Annotated in this window: 16 protein-coding genes; 3 read left to right on the forward strand and 13 right to left on the reverse strand. The window is 72.7% G+C overall.

Features of this window, described 5'->3' with window-relative positions; translation table 11 throughout:
• Nucleotides 1–54: 54 nt before the first annotated feature.
• The 9 genes from ACQPYD_RS17020 to ACQPYD_RS17060 form a co-directional block, all read right to left on the reverse strand.
• Nucleotides 55–1,485 (reverse strand): endo-1,4-beta-xylanase, encoded by a 1,431-nt coding sequence (locus tag ACQPYD_RS17020; RefSeq protein ID WP_433696580.1) that lies wholly within the window; start codon nt 1,483–1,485, stop codon nt 55–57.
• A gap of 82 nt (nt 1,486–1,567) precedes the next feature.
• Nucleotides 1,568–3,703, reverse strand: coding sequence for a glycoside hydrolase family 48 protein (locus tag ACQPYD_RS17025; protein ID WP_433696581.1), 2,136 nt, complete (start codon nt 3,701–3,703; stop codon nt 1,568–1,570).
• A 540-nt stretch (nt 3,704–4,243) separates the two neighbouring features.
• Entirely contained in the window at nt 4,244–4,963 is a 720-nt protein-coding gene (locus ACQPYD_RS17030; protein ID WP_433696582.1) for a nuclear transport factor 2 family protein, read from the reverse strand.
• 200 nt (nt 4,964–5,163) lie between these two features.
• Nucleotides 5,164–5,835: a maleylpyruvate isomerase family mycothiol-dependent enzyme gene (locus ACQPYD_RS17035; protein ID WP_433696583.1), complete on the reverse strand. Its 672-nt coding sequence runs from the start codon at nt 5,833–5,835 to the stop codon at nt 5,164–5,166.
• 116 nt (nt 5,836–5,951) lie between these two features.
• Entirely contained in the window at nt 5,952–6,773 is an 822-nt protein-coding gene (locus ACQPYD_RS17040; RefSeq protein WP_433696584.1) for an IclR family transcriptional regulator, read from the reverse strand.
• Nucleotides 6,770–7,609 carry a carbohydrate ABC transporter permease gene (locus ACQPYD_RS17045; RefSeq protein WP_433696585.1) on the reverse strand — a complete coding sequence of 280 codons (840 nt, stop codon included), beginning with the start codon at nt 7,607–7,609 and terminating at the stop codon, nt 6,770–6,772. The genes ACQPYD_RS17040 and ACQPYD_RS17045 overlap by 4 nt, the downstream gene beginning before the upstream one ends.
• Nucleotides 7,606–8,475 (reverse strand): carbohydrate ABC transporter permease, encoded by an 870-nt coding sequence (locus tag ACQPYD_RS17050; protein WP_433696586.1) that lies wholly within the window; start codon nt 8,473–8,475, stop codon nt 7,606–7,608. Before ACQPYD_RS17050 ends, ACQPYD_RS17045 begins: the two co-directional genes overlap by 4 nt.
• Nucleotides 8,476–8,562: 87 nt before the next feature.
• Nucleotides 8,563–9,861: an extracellular solute-binding protein gene (locus tag ACQPYD_RS17055; protein ID WP_433696587.1), complete on the reverse strand. Its 1,299-nt coding sequence runs from the start codon at nt 9,859–9,861 to the stop codon at nt 8,563–8,565.
• Nucleotides 9,862–10,056: 195 nt separating this feature from the next.
• Nucleotides 10,057–10,677, reverse strand: coding sequence for an FMN reductase (locus ACQPYD_RS17060; protein ID WP_433696588.1), 621 nt, complete (start codon nt 10,675–10,677; stop codon nt 10,057–10,059).
• Between the two features lie 239 nt (nt 10,678–10,916).
• Here ACQPYD_RS17060 and ACQPYD_RS17065 point away from each other — a divergent pair, with 239 nt between their 5' ends.
• On the forward strand, nt 10,917–11,360 hold the full coding sequence (locus tag ACQPYD_RS17065; protein WP_433696589.1) for a hypothetical protein: 444 nt from the start codon (nt 10,917–10,919) through the stop codon (nt 11,358–11,360).
• A gap of 47 nt (nt 11,361–11,407) precedes the next feature.
• Here ACQPYD_RS17065 and ACQPYD_RS17070 read toward each other — a convergent pair whose 3' ends face one another.
• The 3 genes from ACQPYD_RS17070 to ACQPYD_RS17080 all read right to left on the reverse strand — a co-directional run bounded on the left by ACQPYD_RS17070 (nt 11,408) and on the right by ACQPYD_RS17080 (nt 14,360).
• Nucleotides 11,408–12,517 carry an LLM class flavin-dependent oxidoreductase gene (locus ACQPYD_RS17070; protein ID WP_433696590.1) on the reverse strand — a complete coding sequence of 370 codons (1,110 nt, stop codon included), beginning with the start codon at nt 12,515–12,517 and terminating at the stop codon, nt 11,408–11,410.
• 206 nt (nt 12,518–12,723) lie between these two features.
• Complete coding sequence (locus ACQPYD_RS17075) at nt 12,724–14,202, reverse strand: glycosyltransferase family 2 protein (protein ID WP_433696591.1); 1,479 nt, start codon at nt 14,200–14,202, stop codon at nt 12,724–12,726.
• On the reverse strand, nt 14,199–14,360 hold the full coding sequence (locus ACQPYD_RS17080; RefSeq protein ID WP_402910920.1) for an LPXTG cell wall anchor domain-containing protein: 162 nt from the start codon (nt 14,358–14,360) through the stop codon (nt 14,199–14,201). The genes ACQPYD_RS17075 and ACQPYD_RS17080 overlap by 4 nt, the downstream gene beginning before the upstream one ends.
• 472 nt (nt 14,361–14,832) lie before the next feature.
• On the opposite strand from ACQPYD_RS17080, the gene ACQPYD_RS17085 reads away from it, so the two are divergent.
• Nucleotides 14,833–14,985 (forward strand): hypothetical protein, encoded by a 153-nt coding sequence (locus tag ACQPYD_RS17085; protein WP_433696592.1) that lies wholly within the window; start codon nt 14,833–14,835, stop codon nt 14,983–14,985.
• 56 nt (nt 14,986–15,041) lie between these two features.
• Here ACQPYD_RS17085 and ACQPYD_RS17090 read toward each other — a convergent pair whose 3' ends face one another.
• Complete coding sequence (locus ACQPYD_RS17090) at nt 15,042–15,404, reverse strand: ADP-ribosylation/crystallin J1 (protein ID WP_433702077.1); 363 nt, start codon at nt 15,402–15,404, stop codon at nt 15,042–15,044.
• Between the two features lie 747 nt (nt 15,405–16,151).
• Here ACQPYD_RS17090 and ACQPYD_RS17095 point away from each other — a divergent pair.
• The gene (locus ACQPYD_RS17095) at nt 16,152–17,138 is read left to right on the forward strand and encodes a LacI family DNA-binding transcriptional regulator (protein WP_433702078.1); all 987 of its coding nucleotides are present in this window, start codon (nt 16,152–16,154) and stop codon (nt 17,136–17,138) included.
• Nucleotides 17,139–17,280 lie beyond the last annotated feature (142 nt).

Below are 17,280 nucleotides of genomic sequence, written 5' to 3' on the forward strand. Positions count from 1 at the left end.
GGAGGCGGCCCACGGTCCCCGGCGCCCCGTCGTGGGGCGGGCGGGCCCGCGGGGTCAGGTCCCGGTGCAGACGGGTTCCGGTGCGGAGACGGTCCCGTCGTGGGTGCCGGTGAGGCCGAACGAGGTGGACCGGCCTGCCGCGACCCTGGCGTTGTGGACCGCGTTCACGGCGGTGACGGCGGACCCGCTGCTGGAGACGGAGGCGTTCCAGGCGTGGCCGACGCGTTCCCCTCCGCCGAAGTCCCAGGTCACGGTCCATCCGTCGAGGTCCCTGCCGGCGGTGACGGTCACCTCGGCCTGGAAACCGTTCGGCCACTGGTTGGTGACGCGGTACTCGGCCTCGCAGTCCCCGGCCGGGTCGGTGGGCTCCTCCGTGGGCGGGTCGGTCGGCTGTGGGCCCGGGGTGCCCCCGAGGGCCTCGTGGACCGCCCAGTAGGCGGGTTTGGGCTGGTAGGACTCGTCGATGGGCAGGGCCGCGCCCTGGCCGTCGAAGTGGTCGGGGACCCAGGAGTAGGCGTCGGTGACGCCCCAGACGGTCACGCCCGTACAGCCGTCGACCTCCAGGCAGGTGGTCACGACCTCCCGGTAGTCGTCCGCCTGCCGCTCCAGGTCGGCCTGGCTCGCGGGGACGTTCATCCGGATGTCGAGCTCGGTGATGCGCACCTTCAACCCGAGGTCCGTGAACCGCTCGATGTTCTGGCGCATGCTGGCGGGGACCTGTCCGACGATCAGGTGGCTCTGGAAGCCGATCCCGTCCAGGGGGACGCCCTGGTCCAGCAGGTCGACGACCAGGTCGTAGTAGGCGTCGCTCTTGGCGTTGACGCCGTCGATGCTGTAGTCGTTGATGTACAGCTCCGCCGCGGGGTCCGCCGCCCTGGCCATGCGCAGGGACTCGGCGACGAAGTCCTCCCCCAGGGTGCGGTGGAAGACCGAGTCCCGGAACCGCGCGTCGTCCCCGATGGGCTCGTTGACGACGTCCCAGGTGTCGATCCGCCCGGCGTAGCGGCCCATGGTCGTGCTGATGTGGTCGTCCATGACGGCCAGCAGCTCGTCGGCCGTGAATCCGCCGCCGGACACCCACGAGGGCAGCTGGCTGTGCCAGACCAGGGTGTGTCCGTGGACGTCCTGGCCGTTGGCCTCGGCGAAGTCCACGACCCGGTCGGCGCCCGCCCACGAGTACTGGCCCCGCTGCGGTTGAACCGCCTCCCACTTGAGGTCGTTCTCGTGGGTGACGGAGTTGAACTCGGCGGAGGCGGTCTCCGCGTACTCGGCCTCTCCGAGGCGGTGGGACGCGAGGGCGGTGCCCATGAACACGCCCCGCTGGTCGGCCAGGTCCCGGAGGGTCTCCTCCTGGGCGGTCCCCGCCGACGGCTCCTCCTGCCCGTGGGCGGAGGCCGCGAAGCCCCCGGCGAGCAGGCCGGCCGCGAGGACGGTCGCGGCGACGGCTCCGGCACGGCGGCGCAGGTGCCCCGTGTTCTCCGACATGGTGTCTCCTACCTTTCCACGATGTGGCTTTGCGGGATGGGGGCCGGGCGCCCGCGGCGCCCGGCCCCGAGGTGGTCCGTGCCTATCCCGCGCCCTCACCGCCCTCCCCGGCCGCGCCGCCGAACAGCTCGCCGTGGGTGGCGAGCGCGGTGGCCACGTCGACCTGCGCCCAGAAGCGGTGGTAGGTGAACTCGGGGGCCTCTCCCCCGTCCAGGTAGGCCTGGACCTGCGGCCAGTCCTCGTCCTGCTCGTAGAAGGAGCGGATGGAGGCGAACGTGGAGTCGGAGTCGATCACGTCGCCGTTGGGCATCTGCCCGGTCCAGCCGTCGGGGACGTAGAGCCCGCCGTTCGGGGAGTCGAACGGGTCGTCGAAGCGCTCGTAGTCCGCCCTGGTCTCGGGGACGGCGACGCCCAGGTCGTCCTGGTGGACCAGCAGCGCGTCGAGCAGGCCCTCGGCGGTCTCCTGGGAGGCGGTGTCGCCGGTGGCGGCGGCGTAGTGCATCAGGGTCTTGGCCAGACCGGCGGCGATGCCGACGTCCTGGTTGTGCGAGACGACCTCGACGCTCAGGTCCGGGTTGCCCGTGGGCTCACCGGTCCAGTCGTCGGGGGCGCCGCTCCACTCCATGTCGGCCGGGACGGCGAAGTCGCCGCCCTCGCCGACGGTGGTGTTGGCGATGGCCCAGGGCACCCAGGAGTCGAGGATGTCCCCGGCGCGCTCGTCCCCGCTGATGCGGTAGTACTCGGCCACGCGCTCGATGTCCCAGACCTGGAAGCCGAACCACCGGTTCGAGGGCGGGTCGTGCCAGACCGGCTTCTCGTCGTAGAACATGCCGTAGAAGGTGGGCGTGTCCGCGGGGGGCTGCGCGTAGGTGCCCTCCCAGCTGTTGGTCGCGCCGCCGGCGATGCCGCCGTCGGAGGACTGGAGCCACTGGAGGAACTCCAGCTGGCGGTCGAGGCTGGTGCCCCAGTCGTCGGCCCCGGTGGCCGACTCCGGCCGGAGCTCGTCGACCTCCGAGAGCGCGTAGGCGGCCATCACGTTCTGGTAGCCCTGGTGGGCGGAGGACCCGCCGATGCGCCAGGCCCAGGGGTACTGGGCGCTCTCCAGGGCGCCGCCCCAGGAGTAGTACCAGGCCATGAGGTAGTGCGCGGAGTCCTTGCCCGTTCCGGGCGGGCAGGACTGGGCGCCGACGCAGTCGCCGACCTCCTTGAAGTACTTGTCGAACATCGCGTAGCGCAGGTAGTCGCCCATCATCGCCGCGTTGGAGACGTTCTCCGCGATGGCGGACTCGTTGCCCTGCTCGCTCGCCCACTCGTGCGCGAGGTAGGCGACCTGGACGGCGCGCGCGTCGGCGTCGGGGGCGTTGGTGTAGCGCCACTGCTCCGAGGCCTGCGGGTCGTCGACGAACAGGTTGAGGTAGCCGGTGCCGTCGTCGCCGCCGTGCGCGAACGTCTCGCAGGAGGGGTGGGGCACGGTCTCCCAGACCGACTCGTTGGAGCCGCGCTGGAAGGTGTTGATGTAGGCGGGGGCCTCGTCGCCGCCGTCGCCGCAGAACCCGTAGCCGTACGTGTTGTCCACGTCCAGCAGCCAGTGCATGCCGTAGACCTCGTCGGTCCCGTAGGTGCTGCTGAGCTCGGCCGCGAGGGGGTCCTGCCCGGCCTCCACCCCCTGGTCGAGCGGCATCGGGTAGTCGCTGGGGTCCAGGGACTCGGGGATGTAGGTGGCCGGCGACGAGGGGTCGTAGGCCCCGTTGGTGGGCTGGTCGGCGGTCCCGGGGATGATGAAGGCCTCCATGGAGGCCCAGGCGTCGTTGAACGGCTGCCAGTCGCCGGAGACGCGCCCGTAGGTCGCCTCCAGCCACAGGTAGTAGCTGAAGGCCTCCGAGGTGGTGGCGTGCCCGTGGTCGGGCGCCTCCACGATCAGGGTCTCCACGGAGTGGTAGGGGACGAGGAGGCCGTCGAACTCGCGGAAGTAGCCGCTGGACGGGTCCTTGATCTTGTCGTACTGCTCCAGGAAGGAGGCCTCGTACTCGGTGATCTCCGGGTTCTCGGCCAGGAGCGCGTCGGCCACGGGCGTGTACTCGTAGGTGGAGGCGGGCTCGGCGGGGCCGGCCTGGGCGGAGGGGACCGCCGTGAAGGCGGCCGCCACGAGTGCGGCGCTCACGGCCGCGGGGAGGGGCCACCGCCGTCTGCGGCGGCGGGTTGCGGGTCGGTCGGTCACATCGTTCTCCTCGGAGGGTGCCCCGCTGGGGCCTCTCCGGTGCCGCGGAGCAGGGGCGCGGCGCCCCGGGCGGTGCGTCGGCCGGGGTGTGGCGGCGCCTCGGCGGGGGGCAGCGGGGGGCCGAGACAGGGGGCTTGTGCGGGCCTTGAGGACGGGGGGCGCTGGCCGCGGCGGCGTCGGCGTCGACGGTGCGGGCCATGGGGGGCGCGGTGTCCGCGCCGGTCTCGCTAGCGGTGCCTTCCGGTGCCCAGGGGGCCCCGATCCCGTTTCGGGAGCGCTCCCATGAGCAGTGCCGAAAAGTTAACACCATTGATAAGCGCCTGCAATGGGGTCAACCAGAGGAATCCGACCCAGGATTCGTGATCTACAGGGCTTTTCGGACAGACAGCGGGAAGCGTGACCGAAACAGGGACCGGAGACCGCCGGACCCTCCGTCCCGGGGCCCGGCGGAGCCGGGACGGGACCGGACCCCGCGCCCGCTCCGGAACACGCGCGACCGACGCGCCCCGGACCGCGGGGCGCGTCGGTCCGCCGCGGCGGTCAGCCCTCGGCCACCGGCCAGTCGACCAGGGTGACGGGCTCGTCGCCGAGCACCCACGCGTCGTGGTTGGGCGGCAGGCACACGACCTGTCCGGCGCGCGCCTCGCCCTCCGTGCCGTCGTCCATCCTCCAGCGCAGGGCGCCCGAGACGATGTAGGCGCGGTGGTTCGCCATGCACTTCGCGGTGCCCCTGGACTCGGCCATGTCCACAGTCCAGCGCCAACCGGGCTGCAGCGTCATCCGGACGGCGGTGTGGCCGCCCACCCGCAGTGCCTCCGTGCGGGCCCGGTCGAGGACCTCGGTCTCCTCAGCCCGGGCGAAGTCGCCCGTCTCCGGCTGCGGGGCCGCCGGCTCGTCCCAGGCCTGCACCGTGGACTGGTGGGAGATCCGCCCGTCCCTCAGGTCGAGCATGGTCATGCTCATGACCCGGGTGCCGTCGGGGTAGGAGCAGCGCTCGGTGTAGGCGGCGTGGTCGGCGTCCACCACGCAGTCGAGGACCTCGTGGGTCATGTCGCGCGAGAAGACCTCGCGCAGCGCCGGCGCGATGGCGGCCTTGCCGTGCAGGACCGCCGGCCTGCTGGGCTGCGCCCTCTTGTCGATCATCTCCATCTCGGCGTCGTCCGCGAACAGCGCGAGCATCGCGTCCGCGTCTGCCGACTCGACGGCGCGCGTCAACGCCCCGCTGTCGAACCGCGGATCCGTCTCGGTACGGGTGGACATCGTCCGGCCCTCCCCTCTCCGCCCGGGCGGCCAACCCTTGACCGGACGGGCTCTCTACCCAGTCTGCGCCCGGTCCGGGTTCCGCTTTCGCCAAGACGTGGCCATCTCTGCACATGCCGGTGGACGCGGAGGCACCGGGCGCCGCCCCCCGCTGTCGCGGGCCGCCGTCCCGGTCCGCGGGGGACGGGACCGTGTTCCCGTCACACGGCCAGGTCGGCCGCGGGCGCGGGCAGCGTCGGGAGGAACGGGGCCGCTGACGCGGGGTCGCCGCCGCTCCAGTCCATGGCGAGGATCTGGGCGACGCTGCGCCGACCGGTCACGGCGCGGGCGAGCTCGAAGGCCGTGCCCCTGAGGGTGAGCGCGGCGCCCCCGCCGAGCGCCCACTCCTGGCCGGTGTCGGTCGCGACCACGCGCACCGGCGGGAGCTGTGCGGACCACCCCCCGGCCAGGCCGCCCAGCGGGAAGTCCGCGAGCTGGTCGGCGTCCTCGGTCTGCGCGGGCAGGCCGAGGGCTCCCCGGACGTCGTTCTCGTGGTGCCACACGTCCAGGGCTGGCAGGCTGTGGCGCCTGCGCCTCCGGGCGGCGAGGAGTTCCAGCAGGGCCGGGGTCGTGCGGGTCCACTCGGCGAGGACGGCCTCGAGGCCGCGGCCCTCCCGGTCGGCGACCTGGCGCGCGGTGACCTCGTCGCCGGCCGGAGGGGTGACATCGCCGTGCACCACGTCGGCGCAGAGCCCGGCGAGGTGGGCGTAGACCTGCCGGACGGTCCAGTCGGGGCAGGCGGGAACGACGGCGCCGAGCTGTTCCCCGTCGAGGGCGGCGGCCAGGTCGAGCAGGCGGTTCTGACACGTCTCGTAGATGCGCGCGGAGTCCATCCCCCGAGCCTAACTAACAGCGTTAGGCCAGGGTGGGGTCGGGGCCGCCCCCGGGGAGGGCGGTCCCCGCGGACGCCTCCCGGCCACGGCTCCGGGGAGCGGGGCCGCGGCGCCCCCTACCCGCCCCGACGCGCACCGGCCGCGGCCTCGGCCCGTCCGCCGCCCAGCTCGGCGGAGATGCGCGCGGCCACGGCGGCCACCTCCGGCCCCAGCCTGCGCACCTCGACCACCGGCAGCCGGCTCACGAGGGAGGAGACGCTGATCGCCGCCACGGGGTCGCGGTTGTGGTCGAACACCGGTGCGGCGACGCAGCGCACCTCGGGCTCGTTCTCCCGGTCGTCGATGGCGTAGCCGCGCTCGCGCACCCGGCGCAGCTCCCCGGCGAGGACCGCCGGATCGGTCACCGTCCTCGCGGTGACCGCCGGGAGGCCCGCCGCCACCACGTCCTCCACGAGGTCGTCCGGGCAGAACGCGAGGATCGCCCTGCCCACCGCGGTGCGGTAGGCGGGCATCCTCGCGCCGATCCGCGAGGCCATCCGGACCGTGGCCGTGTTCTCCACCTTGTCCACGTAGACGACGTCGTGGCCGTCCAGCAGCACCAGGTGGCAGGTGTGCCCGGTGCGCCTCATGAGGTCGCGCAGGTGGTCCGAGGCGACCGAGCGCAGCTCCATGTCGTCCAGGTAGGCCTGCCACAGGGTGAGGGCGGCCGTGCCCAGGCGGAACCGCCCGCTGCGCGGGTCACGGGTGAGCAGGCCGTACTCCACCAGCGGAACGGACAGGCGCAGCACCGTGCTCTTGTTCACCCCCACGTTCTCGGCCACCTCGGTGAGGGTCGCGCCGCCGCTCCCGGCCGGGCTCGCCCGGACGAAGTCCACGATGGCCAGCGCGCGTCGCAGGGACGCCGACGAGTTGCGCCGGGGCGCCGGGACCCGGTTCACCCCTTCACCGCCCCTCCCAGCCCCGAGGCGAGGCGGTGCTGCACGAACAGGAAGAACACCAGGACGGGGATCGTCATCAGGACCGAGCCCGCCATGATGCCGCCCCAGTCGTTCTGGTCCGGCTTGAAGAGCGACAGCAGGGCGATCGGCAGCGTCTGGTTCTCCTGCGCCGAGATGATGAAGGTCCGGGCGAACAGGAAGTCGTTCCACGTCATGATGAACGAGAAGATACTGCAGGCCACCACGCCCGGGGCCACGAGGGGGAAGAGCACCCGGGTGACGAAGGCGAGGCTTCCGGCGCCGTCCAGCCAGGCCGCCTCCTCCAGCTCCCGGGGGACCGCCGAGACGAAGCTGCGCAGCATCCAGATCGCCAGCGGCAGGGCGAACGCCGTGTGCACCAGCATGAGCGATCCCAGGTGGTTCAGGCCCAGTTCGGGGACCCCCTGGCCCACCGCGCGCATGAGGAAGAACAGCGGGATGGTCAGCGCCTCCACCGGGACCATCTGCGCCACCAGCACCATGACGAGCAGGGTGGTGCGGAGCCGGAAGCGGTAGCGGGTGAGCGCCACCGCGGCCAGGAACGCGCAGAGGGTCGAGGCGGTCACGACCACGACCGCCACCAGCGCGCTGTTCAGCAGGTACTGGCCGAACCCGTCGACCGTGAGCACCCGTCGGAACGAGTCCAGGGACGGGGCGAGGGTGTAGGGCGCGGTGTCGCCGGCCTCCAGTTCGGCGCGCGGCCTGAGCGCCGAGAGCAGCATCCAGTAGAGCGGCAGGGCGACGACCAGCGCGACGAGCAGTCCCGCGATGTCGTTCCTGAGTCGGCGGAGCGTCACAGGACCTCCCCTTGGCGGCGCAGGGCGCGCAGGTAGACGAGCGTGATCAGGAGGAGCAGCAGCGTGGTGATCACGCCGATGGCGGAGCCGAGCCCGTACTGGCCCGAGGCGAACGCCTTCTGGTACGCGTAGACGTTGAGCACGAGGTTCTGTCCGGCGATCCCGCCGCCCCCGGTCATGACGTAGATCTGCGTGAAGATCTTGAAGTCCCAGATGATCGACTGGATGGTCACGATGGTCACGGCCGGGCGCAGGATCGGCAGCATCACCGACCAGGCGATCCGGGACGTGGAGGCGCCGTCCAGGCGCGCGGCCTCGACGACCTCCCCGGGGATGGCCCGGATGCCGGCGTAGAGGGTGACCATGACGAACGGGAACGAGCACCACACCACCTGCGCGCCGACGAGGCCGAAGGCCGACCACTTGTCGTAGGTCCAGGAGTGCCCGGTGAACTCGGTCAGGCCCAGCCCGGCGAGCGCCTGGTTGACCGGGCCGAGGGTGGGGTCGAACAGCAGGAGCCAGACCGCGCTGCCGGTGACGGCGGGCGTCGCCCAGGCCCCGAGTGCGGCGAGGAAGAGCAGGGTGCGCACCCAGGGGGTCAGCCGGGTGGCGAGCACGGCCAGCGCTCCGCCCACGGCGAGCGTGCCCACGACGCACGCCGCGGCGAAGCCGACCGTGTTGAGCAGCACCTCCCAGAACTGGCCGTCCGCCAGCAGGTCACGGTAGTTCTGCCAGCCGACGAAGCGCAGGGGCTCGGCGCCCGTGACCTGGGGCTGGCGGTAGTCGAAGAAGGAGACGAGCACCAGCTGGTAGAGCGGGTAGACCAGCATCCCGCCCAGCACCACCGCAGCGGGCACCAGGTACATCCAGGGTTCGACCCTTCGGCTCCGGTTGCCGGAGGGCCCGCCGGTCGGGCGGCGGCGAAGAGCTGTCCGGTTGTCCATGTCGGCGCGTCACCCCCGCCCGAAGGCGTCGTCGAGGGCCCGCGCCGCCTCGTCCGCGGCCTGGTCGACCGAGGCGTCCCCCGCGGCCAGGCGCTGCACCATGGCCGGCAGGATGCCCTCGGCGTCGACGGTCGCCCAGGAGGGGGTGACCGGGACGAACCGGGTGCCCGCGTCGATGGTCTCGACGAAGGGGGCGATCTCGTCGTCGGAGGCGGCCAGCTCCGCCCGGACGTCGGTGAAGACGGGCAGGTTGCCCATGGCCTCGTACATGCGCAGCTGGTACTCCTTCCCGGCCAGCAGCTTCACGAACTCCACGGAGAGCGTGCGCCGCTGGGTCCCGGCGAGGACGCCGAGGTTGTTGCCCCCGGCGAAGGCCGGGGCGATGCTGCCGGGCTCGGTGCCCGGGAGCGGTACGACCGCGGCGTCGTCGGCGATGTCGCTGGCGCGCACCGCGTTGAGGTTGAAGTTGCCCCCGATGGTCATCGCGGCGCTGCCGGCCACGAAGTTCTGCACGGAGGCGTCCCCTCTCATCTCCGAGCAGGTCTGGGGCGGGCACACGTCGTCGGAGAGGATCTGCCCGTACAGCTCCAGGCCCTCCTTGGCCTCGGCGGAGTCGATGGTCGCGGTGTAGGAGTCGCCGTCGGGTTCGGCGATGTCGCCGCCGTGCGCCCAGACGAACGGCATCATCGCGTAGGTGTAGGCGCCGCCGGCGGAGACGCCCAGCATCCGCGGGTCCTCCTCGCGCACGGCCCGGCCGGTCTCCACGACCTCCCGCAGGGTCCGGGGGACCTCCAGCCCGAGGTCCCTGAGGACGTCGGTGCGGTAGTAGAGGGCGCGCACGCCGAGGAACCAGGGCACGCCGTAGTCGGCGCCGTCGACCCGGGCGGTGGCCGCGACGTCGTCGGAGATGTCCGCGCGGGGCCCCCAGTCGGCCAGGTCCTCGGAGAGGTCGGCCAGGCCCGCGGACTCCACGTACCCGGCAAGGTCGGTGTTGCCGTACTCGGCGACGTCGGGGGCGGAGGCGGGGTCGAGGAAGGCGCCCTGGAAGCGCTCCGCGCGGGTCTCCACCGGGATGTACTGGACCTCGACCTCGACCCCGTCGTGCGCGGCCTCGAACTCCTCCACCGCCGCCTCCACGACCCGCTCCTTGGGGGCCTGGTCGACCTCGGAGAACAGCCAGACGCGGAGGGTTCCCTCCGTCTCGTCGACACCGGAGGCGGCGCCGCTGGTCTGGAGGGGCGCGCACGCGGAGAGAAGGGCGGCAAGCCCGAGGAGCGCGCAGGCGCGCGCGGGTCCTGAGAATCGCATCGGTACTCCCTCACCAGGCCGGTGGGGTGGGGTCGGTGGGGACCGACAGCCTGGTGGAGTGACCGTAGTCACCCGGTCCGACTCCGTTGAAGGGAGGAGTGCCAATGTTGTGCAGAGCACAACGGAGGCGCGCAGTGCAGTGCACTGCGCGCCGTGGATCCGCCCCGGTCGGGCGTGTTCGGGGTGCGGCGGGGGTCAGGTCCCCAGGCCGGACATCAGCTCCGCGAACGAGGTGGGCTCCTCGTAGGGGTCGGCGGTCCCGGGGGCGTGGTCGGCCGCGAGCAGGGCCAGCTGCCGTGCGGCGCGGTCGACGCGCTCGGACAGCTCCCGACCGCCGCCGTCTCCCGCGCCCCAGTCCTCCGAGGCCGCGTACACGCCGGTCGGCACGACCACGGAGCGGGTGTAGGCGAACATCGGGCGCAGGGCGTGCTCCAGCACCAGCGAGTGGCGCGGGCTGCCGCCGGTCGCGGCGACGAGCACCGGCGTCCCGTCCAGGGCCTCGGGCTCGACGATGTCGAAGAACGACTTGAACAGGCCGCTGTAGGAGGCGTTGAACACGGGGGTGACGGCGATGACGCCGTCGGCGGCGGCGATGTCCTCCAGGACCCCGGGGAGCTCCCCGGTGGGCACCCGGGTCGTCATGGCGTTCATGATGTCGTGGGCCAGGTCGCGCAGCTCCACGACCCGGGTCTCGGCCTTCTCCCCCCGGTCGGCCAGCGAGGCCTCGGTGGCGGCGGTGAGCCGGTCGGCCAGCAGCCGGGTGGAGGACGGGGTGCTCAGCCCCGCCGACACGGTGACGATCCTTCGGGTGCTCATGCCTGGCCTCCACGCGAAAGGTTTTCTAAGAAGAAGTTTCCTGGAAAGGATAACACTCGGAACGTCCGGCCCCCGGGGCCTATTCCCCGTGACCGGTCGGCCGAGCTCCTCGGGAACGCATGAGTTTCCCCCGCGCCACCTGGGGGAACGCCCCGGCGCCCGCGCGACCCACGTGTAGGGCCCTCCCCTGCGGCTATGTGCCTGGGAGGAGACGTCCCCTAGCGCGGAGGAAACGTCACATGAACGCACGCACCAGACCGTCGAGCGTCACCGCGGTCCTCGTCCTGCTGATCCTGATCACCCTCTACCAGCTCGGAGCCGGCGGGCTCGCCCTCCTCGGCGGGTTCGCCGCGCAGGCCGCGCCCTCGATGCCGACCGCGACCGAGGTCCCGGCCTGGGCCATCTTCGTGGCCGCCGCCGTCGCCCTCGTGTACGGGGCCGCCTCGCTGGCGCTCACCGTCATGGTCGCCCGGGGCCGGCCCGCCGCGCGGCCCGCGGCCCTGGGCGTCAACGCCGTCTACGGCGTGGGCATCCTCGCCCTGGCCTTCACCCCGGTCTCGGGGCTCCCGGAGCTCGTCGCCGCCGCGTTCGCCTTCACCGTGGTCGCGCTGCTCTACTCCGGGAGCGCCAGGGCGTACTTCGCCGGGAGCACCTCCCCGGCGGCGCCGGGCACCCTCGCCTGACACCCGGTGCGGGGCGCGCCCGCGCCCCGCACCGGGAGGGCCTGGGCTCAGGCGCGGCCGGCCTCCGTGCCCTTGTCGCCCCCGGCGCCCCTGGCCGCCAGCAGGGAGGCGTGGGTCGGGGCGTCGGGGACGTGGGCGGGCCGCCCGGCCGCGAACTCCTTGCGCAGCACCGGGACGACCTCCTCGCCGAGCAGGTCCAGCTGCTCCAGGACCGTCTTCAGCGGCAGCCCGGCGTGGTCCATGAGGAAGAGCTGGCGCTGGTAGTGGCCGAAGGAGTCCCGGAAGCTCAGGGTGCGGTCGATGACCTCCTGCGGGCTTCCCACCGTCAGCGGGGTCTCGCGGGTGAACTCCTCCAGGCTGGGCCCGCCGCCGTAGACGGGGGCGTTGTCGAAGTAGGGGCGGAACTCCTTGACCGCGTCCTGGGAGTTCTTGCGCATGAAGACCTGCCCGCCGAGGCCGACGACGGCCTGGTCGGCCTTGCCGTGGCCGTAGTGCTCGAAGCGGCGCCGGTACAGGGAGATCAGCTTCTTGGTGTGCGTGGCCGGCCAGAAGATGTTGTTGTGGAAGAAGCCGTCACCGTAGTACGCGGCCTGCTCGGCGATCTCAGGGCTGCGGATCGAGCCGTGCCAGACGAAGGGCGGCACCCCGTCCAGGGGCCGGGGCGTGGATGTGAAGCCCTGGAGGGGGGTGCGGAACTTGCCCTCCCAGTCGACGACGTCCTCCCTCCACAGGCGGTGGAGCAGGTTGTAGTTCTCCAGCGCCAGCGGGATGCCCTGGCGGATGTCCTGGCCGAACCAGGGGTAGACGGGTCCGGTGTTGCCGCGGCCCATCATCAGGTCCACCCGGCCGTCGGCCAGGTGCTGCAGCATCGCGAAGTCCTCGGAGATCTTCACCGGGTCGTTGGTGGTGATCAGCGTGGTGGAGGTGGACAGGATCAGCTTCTCCGTCCGCGCCGCGATGTAGCCGAGCATCGTCGTCGGGGAGGACGCCACGAACGGCGGGTTGTGGTGCTCCCCGGTGGCGAAGACGTCGAGGCCGACCTCCTCCGCCTTGAGCGCGATCGCGACCATCGCCTTGACCCGCTCGGCCTCGGTCGGCGTGCGTCCCGTCGTCGGGTCGGTGGTCACGTCGCTGACTGAGAAGATTCCGAACTGCATGGCCTGCTCCCCGATATTGTTTCCTGAGAAGTAATTTCCTATGAAGGTATCACGGGGAACGGGCGGGGCGACACAGGTATTCCCCGGCTCTCCCGGAGCGGAGGGCGCGGACGCCGGCGCCCCGGAAGGACCGGCGCCCCGCGCGGGAGGAGGGGTCCCCTCGGATCATGGGCCCCCTCCTCCCGCCGCCGGCCGCCCCGCTCCCCTCACCCCTGGGAGGCGCTCCGGGCGGCGGCCTCGGGACCCTCCTGCGGGGAACCGCCGGCCATGGCCACCTCGACCCCCTCCCTGGTGCCCCAGCGGGTGATCCGCCTGCAGGTCAGCATCGCGTAGAGGTACAGGGGCCGCAGCACCAGGAGCCTCCACACCGCGGCCGCGGGGGAGATCAGGTACAGCAGGAGCAGGTAGCCCGCCGACTCGTCGCTCCTGCGCACGGTGAACAGGCGCAGCGCCATGATGTAGTTGATCGCCAGGCCGATCACGAGTGCGGCGACCGCGATGGACCTCCACTGTTCGCGCAGGCCCTCGTCGCACAGCACGAGCAGCGGGACCGCGTAGGCCACGAGCATGTGCAGGTACTCGGTCACCGTCCCCCAGAACACCACGCCGCGCAGCGGCATGTACCTCAGCCACCACAGGTGCCGCACCGTCGTCCCCCTCATCCAGCGCAGCTGCTGGCCGAAGTAGTGGCGCAGGCGCTCCGGGACGAGGGTGAAGACGATCGCGGACGGCTGGTGCACGGTGTCGCCCTTGAGCAGGGCGTAGAAGGTGAGCATGGAGTCGTCGTTCATCTGCATGGGACGGCCCCAGAAGTGCTCGTTCTCGTAGGCCCCCGCGCTCTCGCGGACCGTCTGCGCCCGGTAGAAGGCCAGGGTGCCGGAGTTGATCGTCACCCGGCGCAGGACCGACTGGGCGCTGCGCAGGCCCCGGGTGAACGGCAGGTAGAGCACACAGGTGAGCCTGGTGAGCAGGTTGGCGTCCCGGTTGAGCACCAGGACGTGGCCCGCCACCGACTGCACCCGCGGACTGGCGAAGGGCGCGAGGCCCTCCCTCACGGCGTGGCGGTCGAGCACCGAGTCGCTGTCGAGGGTGACGAAGATGTCGGCGTCGTCCTCGGCGAGCACGTGCATCTGGGCGAAGCGCTTGCCGCGGTTGGCGGTGCGGTCCCAGGTGGCCTCCACCCCGAGGCCGGCGGCCCGGGCGAGGAACGCGTCGCGGACGCCGCCGTAGTCCAAGGGCTCCCCGTCGGCGTCCACGGACCCGTCGTCGACGACCCGCACGCGGTCCACCGTGCGGCTCTGCGCCAGGACCGAGTCCAGGCACGCGCGCAGGACCAGCGGGTCCTCGTTGTAGACGGGGACCTGGACCGTCACGGTCAGGGAGTCGAGCGCCTCCTGCTCGTCGGCGGTCGCGCGGACGGGCCTCTCCAGCCAGGCGAAGGGCGCCCACCACAGGAGCAGGAACGAGGCGAGCCACACCATGGCCAGGCTCGCCCGGGGTTCGTGGAACCCGCCGACCGCGCCGACCACGTGGGCCATGCCCCACACGGTGAACGCGGCGAACGCGAGCATCCCCAGGAACGCCATCGCGCCGGGGCGCGCGGTCCTGGCGGTGGGCAGGTTCGGGTCATGCGGCGGCCGGGTCCGGCCCCCGGCCCGGTCTGGGTCGCGGAAAGTGAGAGTCATCGCTCCAGCGGTCCCCTGTCCCGGCGGAAGGAGACGCGGACGAGCAGCGCTCCGGCAACGACCAGGACGAGGCCGACGACGACCAGCCAGAGGTAGCCGACGGCGAACCCCGTCGCCGCGAGCGTCGCTCCGGAACCTGTGGAGTATCCGTAGGGCATGTGAACTTCCTCGGGATCGGGTGACTTTACGTCACATGTCTCCCACGGAACGTCCTCGCTTCCAAAAGAGAAAGGCCAATTTCACGCAAAGACCGGGGCATGGTTCGCGAACCGCTCGGCCGGGGTGCGGACACCGGAGCGCGCCCAGGACCGACATATCCGGAACGCGGTACCGGAACCGGTGGCCGAGCGGTCCGCCGGGCGGTCGGCCCGGCCCGTCCCCGGCACTCCGTCCACAGGCCGGAGGCCGTCTGTTCACGCGGATGTGGTGCGCGGGTATGACCATGCCCAGGGGCCGGACACCTCCCGGGGAAGGGAGACCGGTGCGACGCAAGCCGAACGGTCGTCACCGCGTGCTATCCCTGACCCGAACCCCGCGGTCACCGGGAGTCACGGCGACCGGGACGTCCGAGCACGTGATCACACGAGAAGGAGGAGGGCGCGCCCCACCGGCCCCCGCGCCCGGAACCCCATGGCCACCACCCTCGACCCCCGACGCGACCCCTCCGCACCGGCCGCCGACCGCACCGACCGCGAGCCCGTCGTGCTCGCGGACGCCTTCGGCGACGTCCTCGCCGCCCTCACGGACCTGGACCCCGACCTGGCACTCGTGCCCGACGCCTGACACGCCGACCGGCGGGACCCCGCCCCTGCGCCGGGGTCCCGCCCGCTCCCCTCCCGTCAGCGGGGGGCGACCCCCTCGGGGTGCTCGGGCAGGTAGGACCACACCAGCTCGATCGGTCCGCGCAGGTGGGCGTTGAACTCCGCCAGCTCCTCCGCGGGCACCCAGAGCTCCAGGATCGTGCGCCCGCCCGCCTGCCTCACGGGGTACCGGGACGCGAATCCGGCGTCCACGCGGAACCGGGTGACGTGCCCCTCACCGTCGCGTGGCAGGTTCCACTCCCTGGCGATCCGCTCCGCGTACCCCCGGTTCAGGACCGGGTAGAAAATGGGCTGCTCCGCCAGCCGCGGCGGCCACTCCCGCCAGCCGGAATCCCTGACCAGGGCGAGTTCCCGGGGCCCCGTGGGCCGCCACAGGGTCATCGTCCCCGGCGTGCCCGCGCCCCCTCCTGTGCTGTTCACAGCAGGAGCATAGGCATCCCTTGCCCCAGTCAGCACCTGCTTTTTACCGGCCGGACCGAAAATCGGTGCGAGGAACGGGAACACCACAATCAGACGAAGCGTTCTCACAGGTGAAGCGCCCCAGACCGAACCCCGACCCCGTAGTCTTCCCACACCCACCCAGGTCCTGTGAGGCGCTCGCACCACAAACCAAGCGCGGATGCACGCGCTCGTGTCGGCAATGGGGGTTTCCGGCACGTATTCAGTCGCTGCATCCGCCTTCCCAGCGGCCAGACCGCACTCAGTGCACACTGGCCGCGCCCGCTGTGGCCCGCGTTGGGGGACGTGGGCCACAGCTACGTCCGGGGACGTGCCGCCACACCGGCACGTCCCCGGACCCTTTTCACCGCCCTTCCCCCGACCGCCGCTCCCCCGTGCCTCCCGCACGTGATCCGCGCCGGGGCCGCCCCGCCGCTCCGGCGGACGGCCGGGGCCCGCCCGCTGAACGAGGCCCCCGGCACGGCCTCCCCGGCTCCCGCATCTCCTCCGCGAGGTGCCGGACCGTCCCGGCGCCCCGCGCCGAGGACACGGGCGGCTCCCGGACGGCCGGGGCCGCGCCCCGCAGTACGATGCGCTTACACCAGCGAGTCCGAGGGGACGCAGATGCCGAAGCCCGGTGACCCCGACGCGGGCGGGCCCGGGGGGCAGCGGCCCGCCCGGCGCCCGACCATGGCCGACGTCGCCGCCCGCGTGGGCGTCTCCCGGCAGCTGGTCTCCCTCGTCCTCGGCGGACGCCCCGGCCCCAGCGCCTCCGCCCGCGAGCAGATCCTGCGGGCGGCCGAGGAGATCGGCTACCGGGCCGACACCGCCGCCCGCCTCCTGCGCCGGACGCGCAGCCGCCAGGTCGGCGTGCTGTTCACCCTGGAACACCCCCTCGACGCGCACGTGGTCGAGGCCGTCTACCCGGTGGCGGCCGAACTCGACTACAGCGTCGTCCTCAGCGCCATGCTGCCCACCCGCACCGAGCGCGAGTCCGTCGACGACCTCCTGGGCCTGCGGTGCGAGGCCCTCATCCTCATCGGCATGTCCGCCGCCGCCCCAACCGACCTGGCCAAGGTCGCCGAACTCGTGCCGGTGGTGGAGATCGGGCAGCGCACCGGCGCACCCGGCACCGACAGCGTCCGGACCGCCGACGCGCGCGGGGTCCGCCAGGCCGTCGACCACCTGGTCTCCCTGGGGCACGGCGACATCGCCCACGTCGACGGGGGCGACCTGCCCGGAGCACGTGAGCGCCTGAGGGGGTACCGGGAGGGGATGGCCGCCCACGGGCTCTCCGGGCGCGTCGACGTCCTCCCCGGCGACTACACCGAGGAGTCCGGGGCCCGGGCAGCGCGCACGCTGCTCACCCGGGTCCGGCCCCCGACCGCCGTGGTCGCGTGCAACGACCTGTGCGCCCTGGGCCTGGCGGGAACCCTGGTCCGCGCCGGGACCTCCGTGCCGGACGACATGTCCGTGGTGGGCTACGACGACAGCCGCACGGCCCGGCTGCCCTTCCTGCGGCTCACCTCCGTGCGCCAGGACGCGGCGCGGATGGCCCGGCTCGCGGTCCGCTCGGTGGCCGAGCGCCTGGACGACGGGCGCACCGGGAGCCGACACCTGGTCCTGGAGCCCGTGCTCACCGTCCGGAGCAGCACCGGACCTCCTCCGCGGCGCTGATCCCGCCCTGCGGGGGCGGCCCTCCGGGGCCTGTCCCCGCTGCGGCCCCGGCCGGGACACGGGAGTGGTGAGGCTCTCCCCTCGCACGGGACAGATCACACCGGAATCGTTTGAGAACCCCCCGGCCGTGCTGCGAGGCTGG

Source organism: Nocardiopsis sp. CA-288880 (assembly GCF_050955985.1).
GTDB classification, from domain to species: Bacteria; Actinomycetota; Actinomycetes; order Streptosporangiales; family Streptosporangiaceae; genus Nocardiopsis; species Nocardiopsis tropica.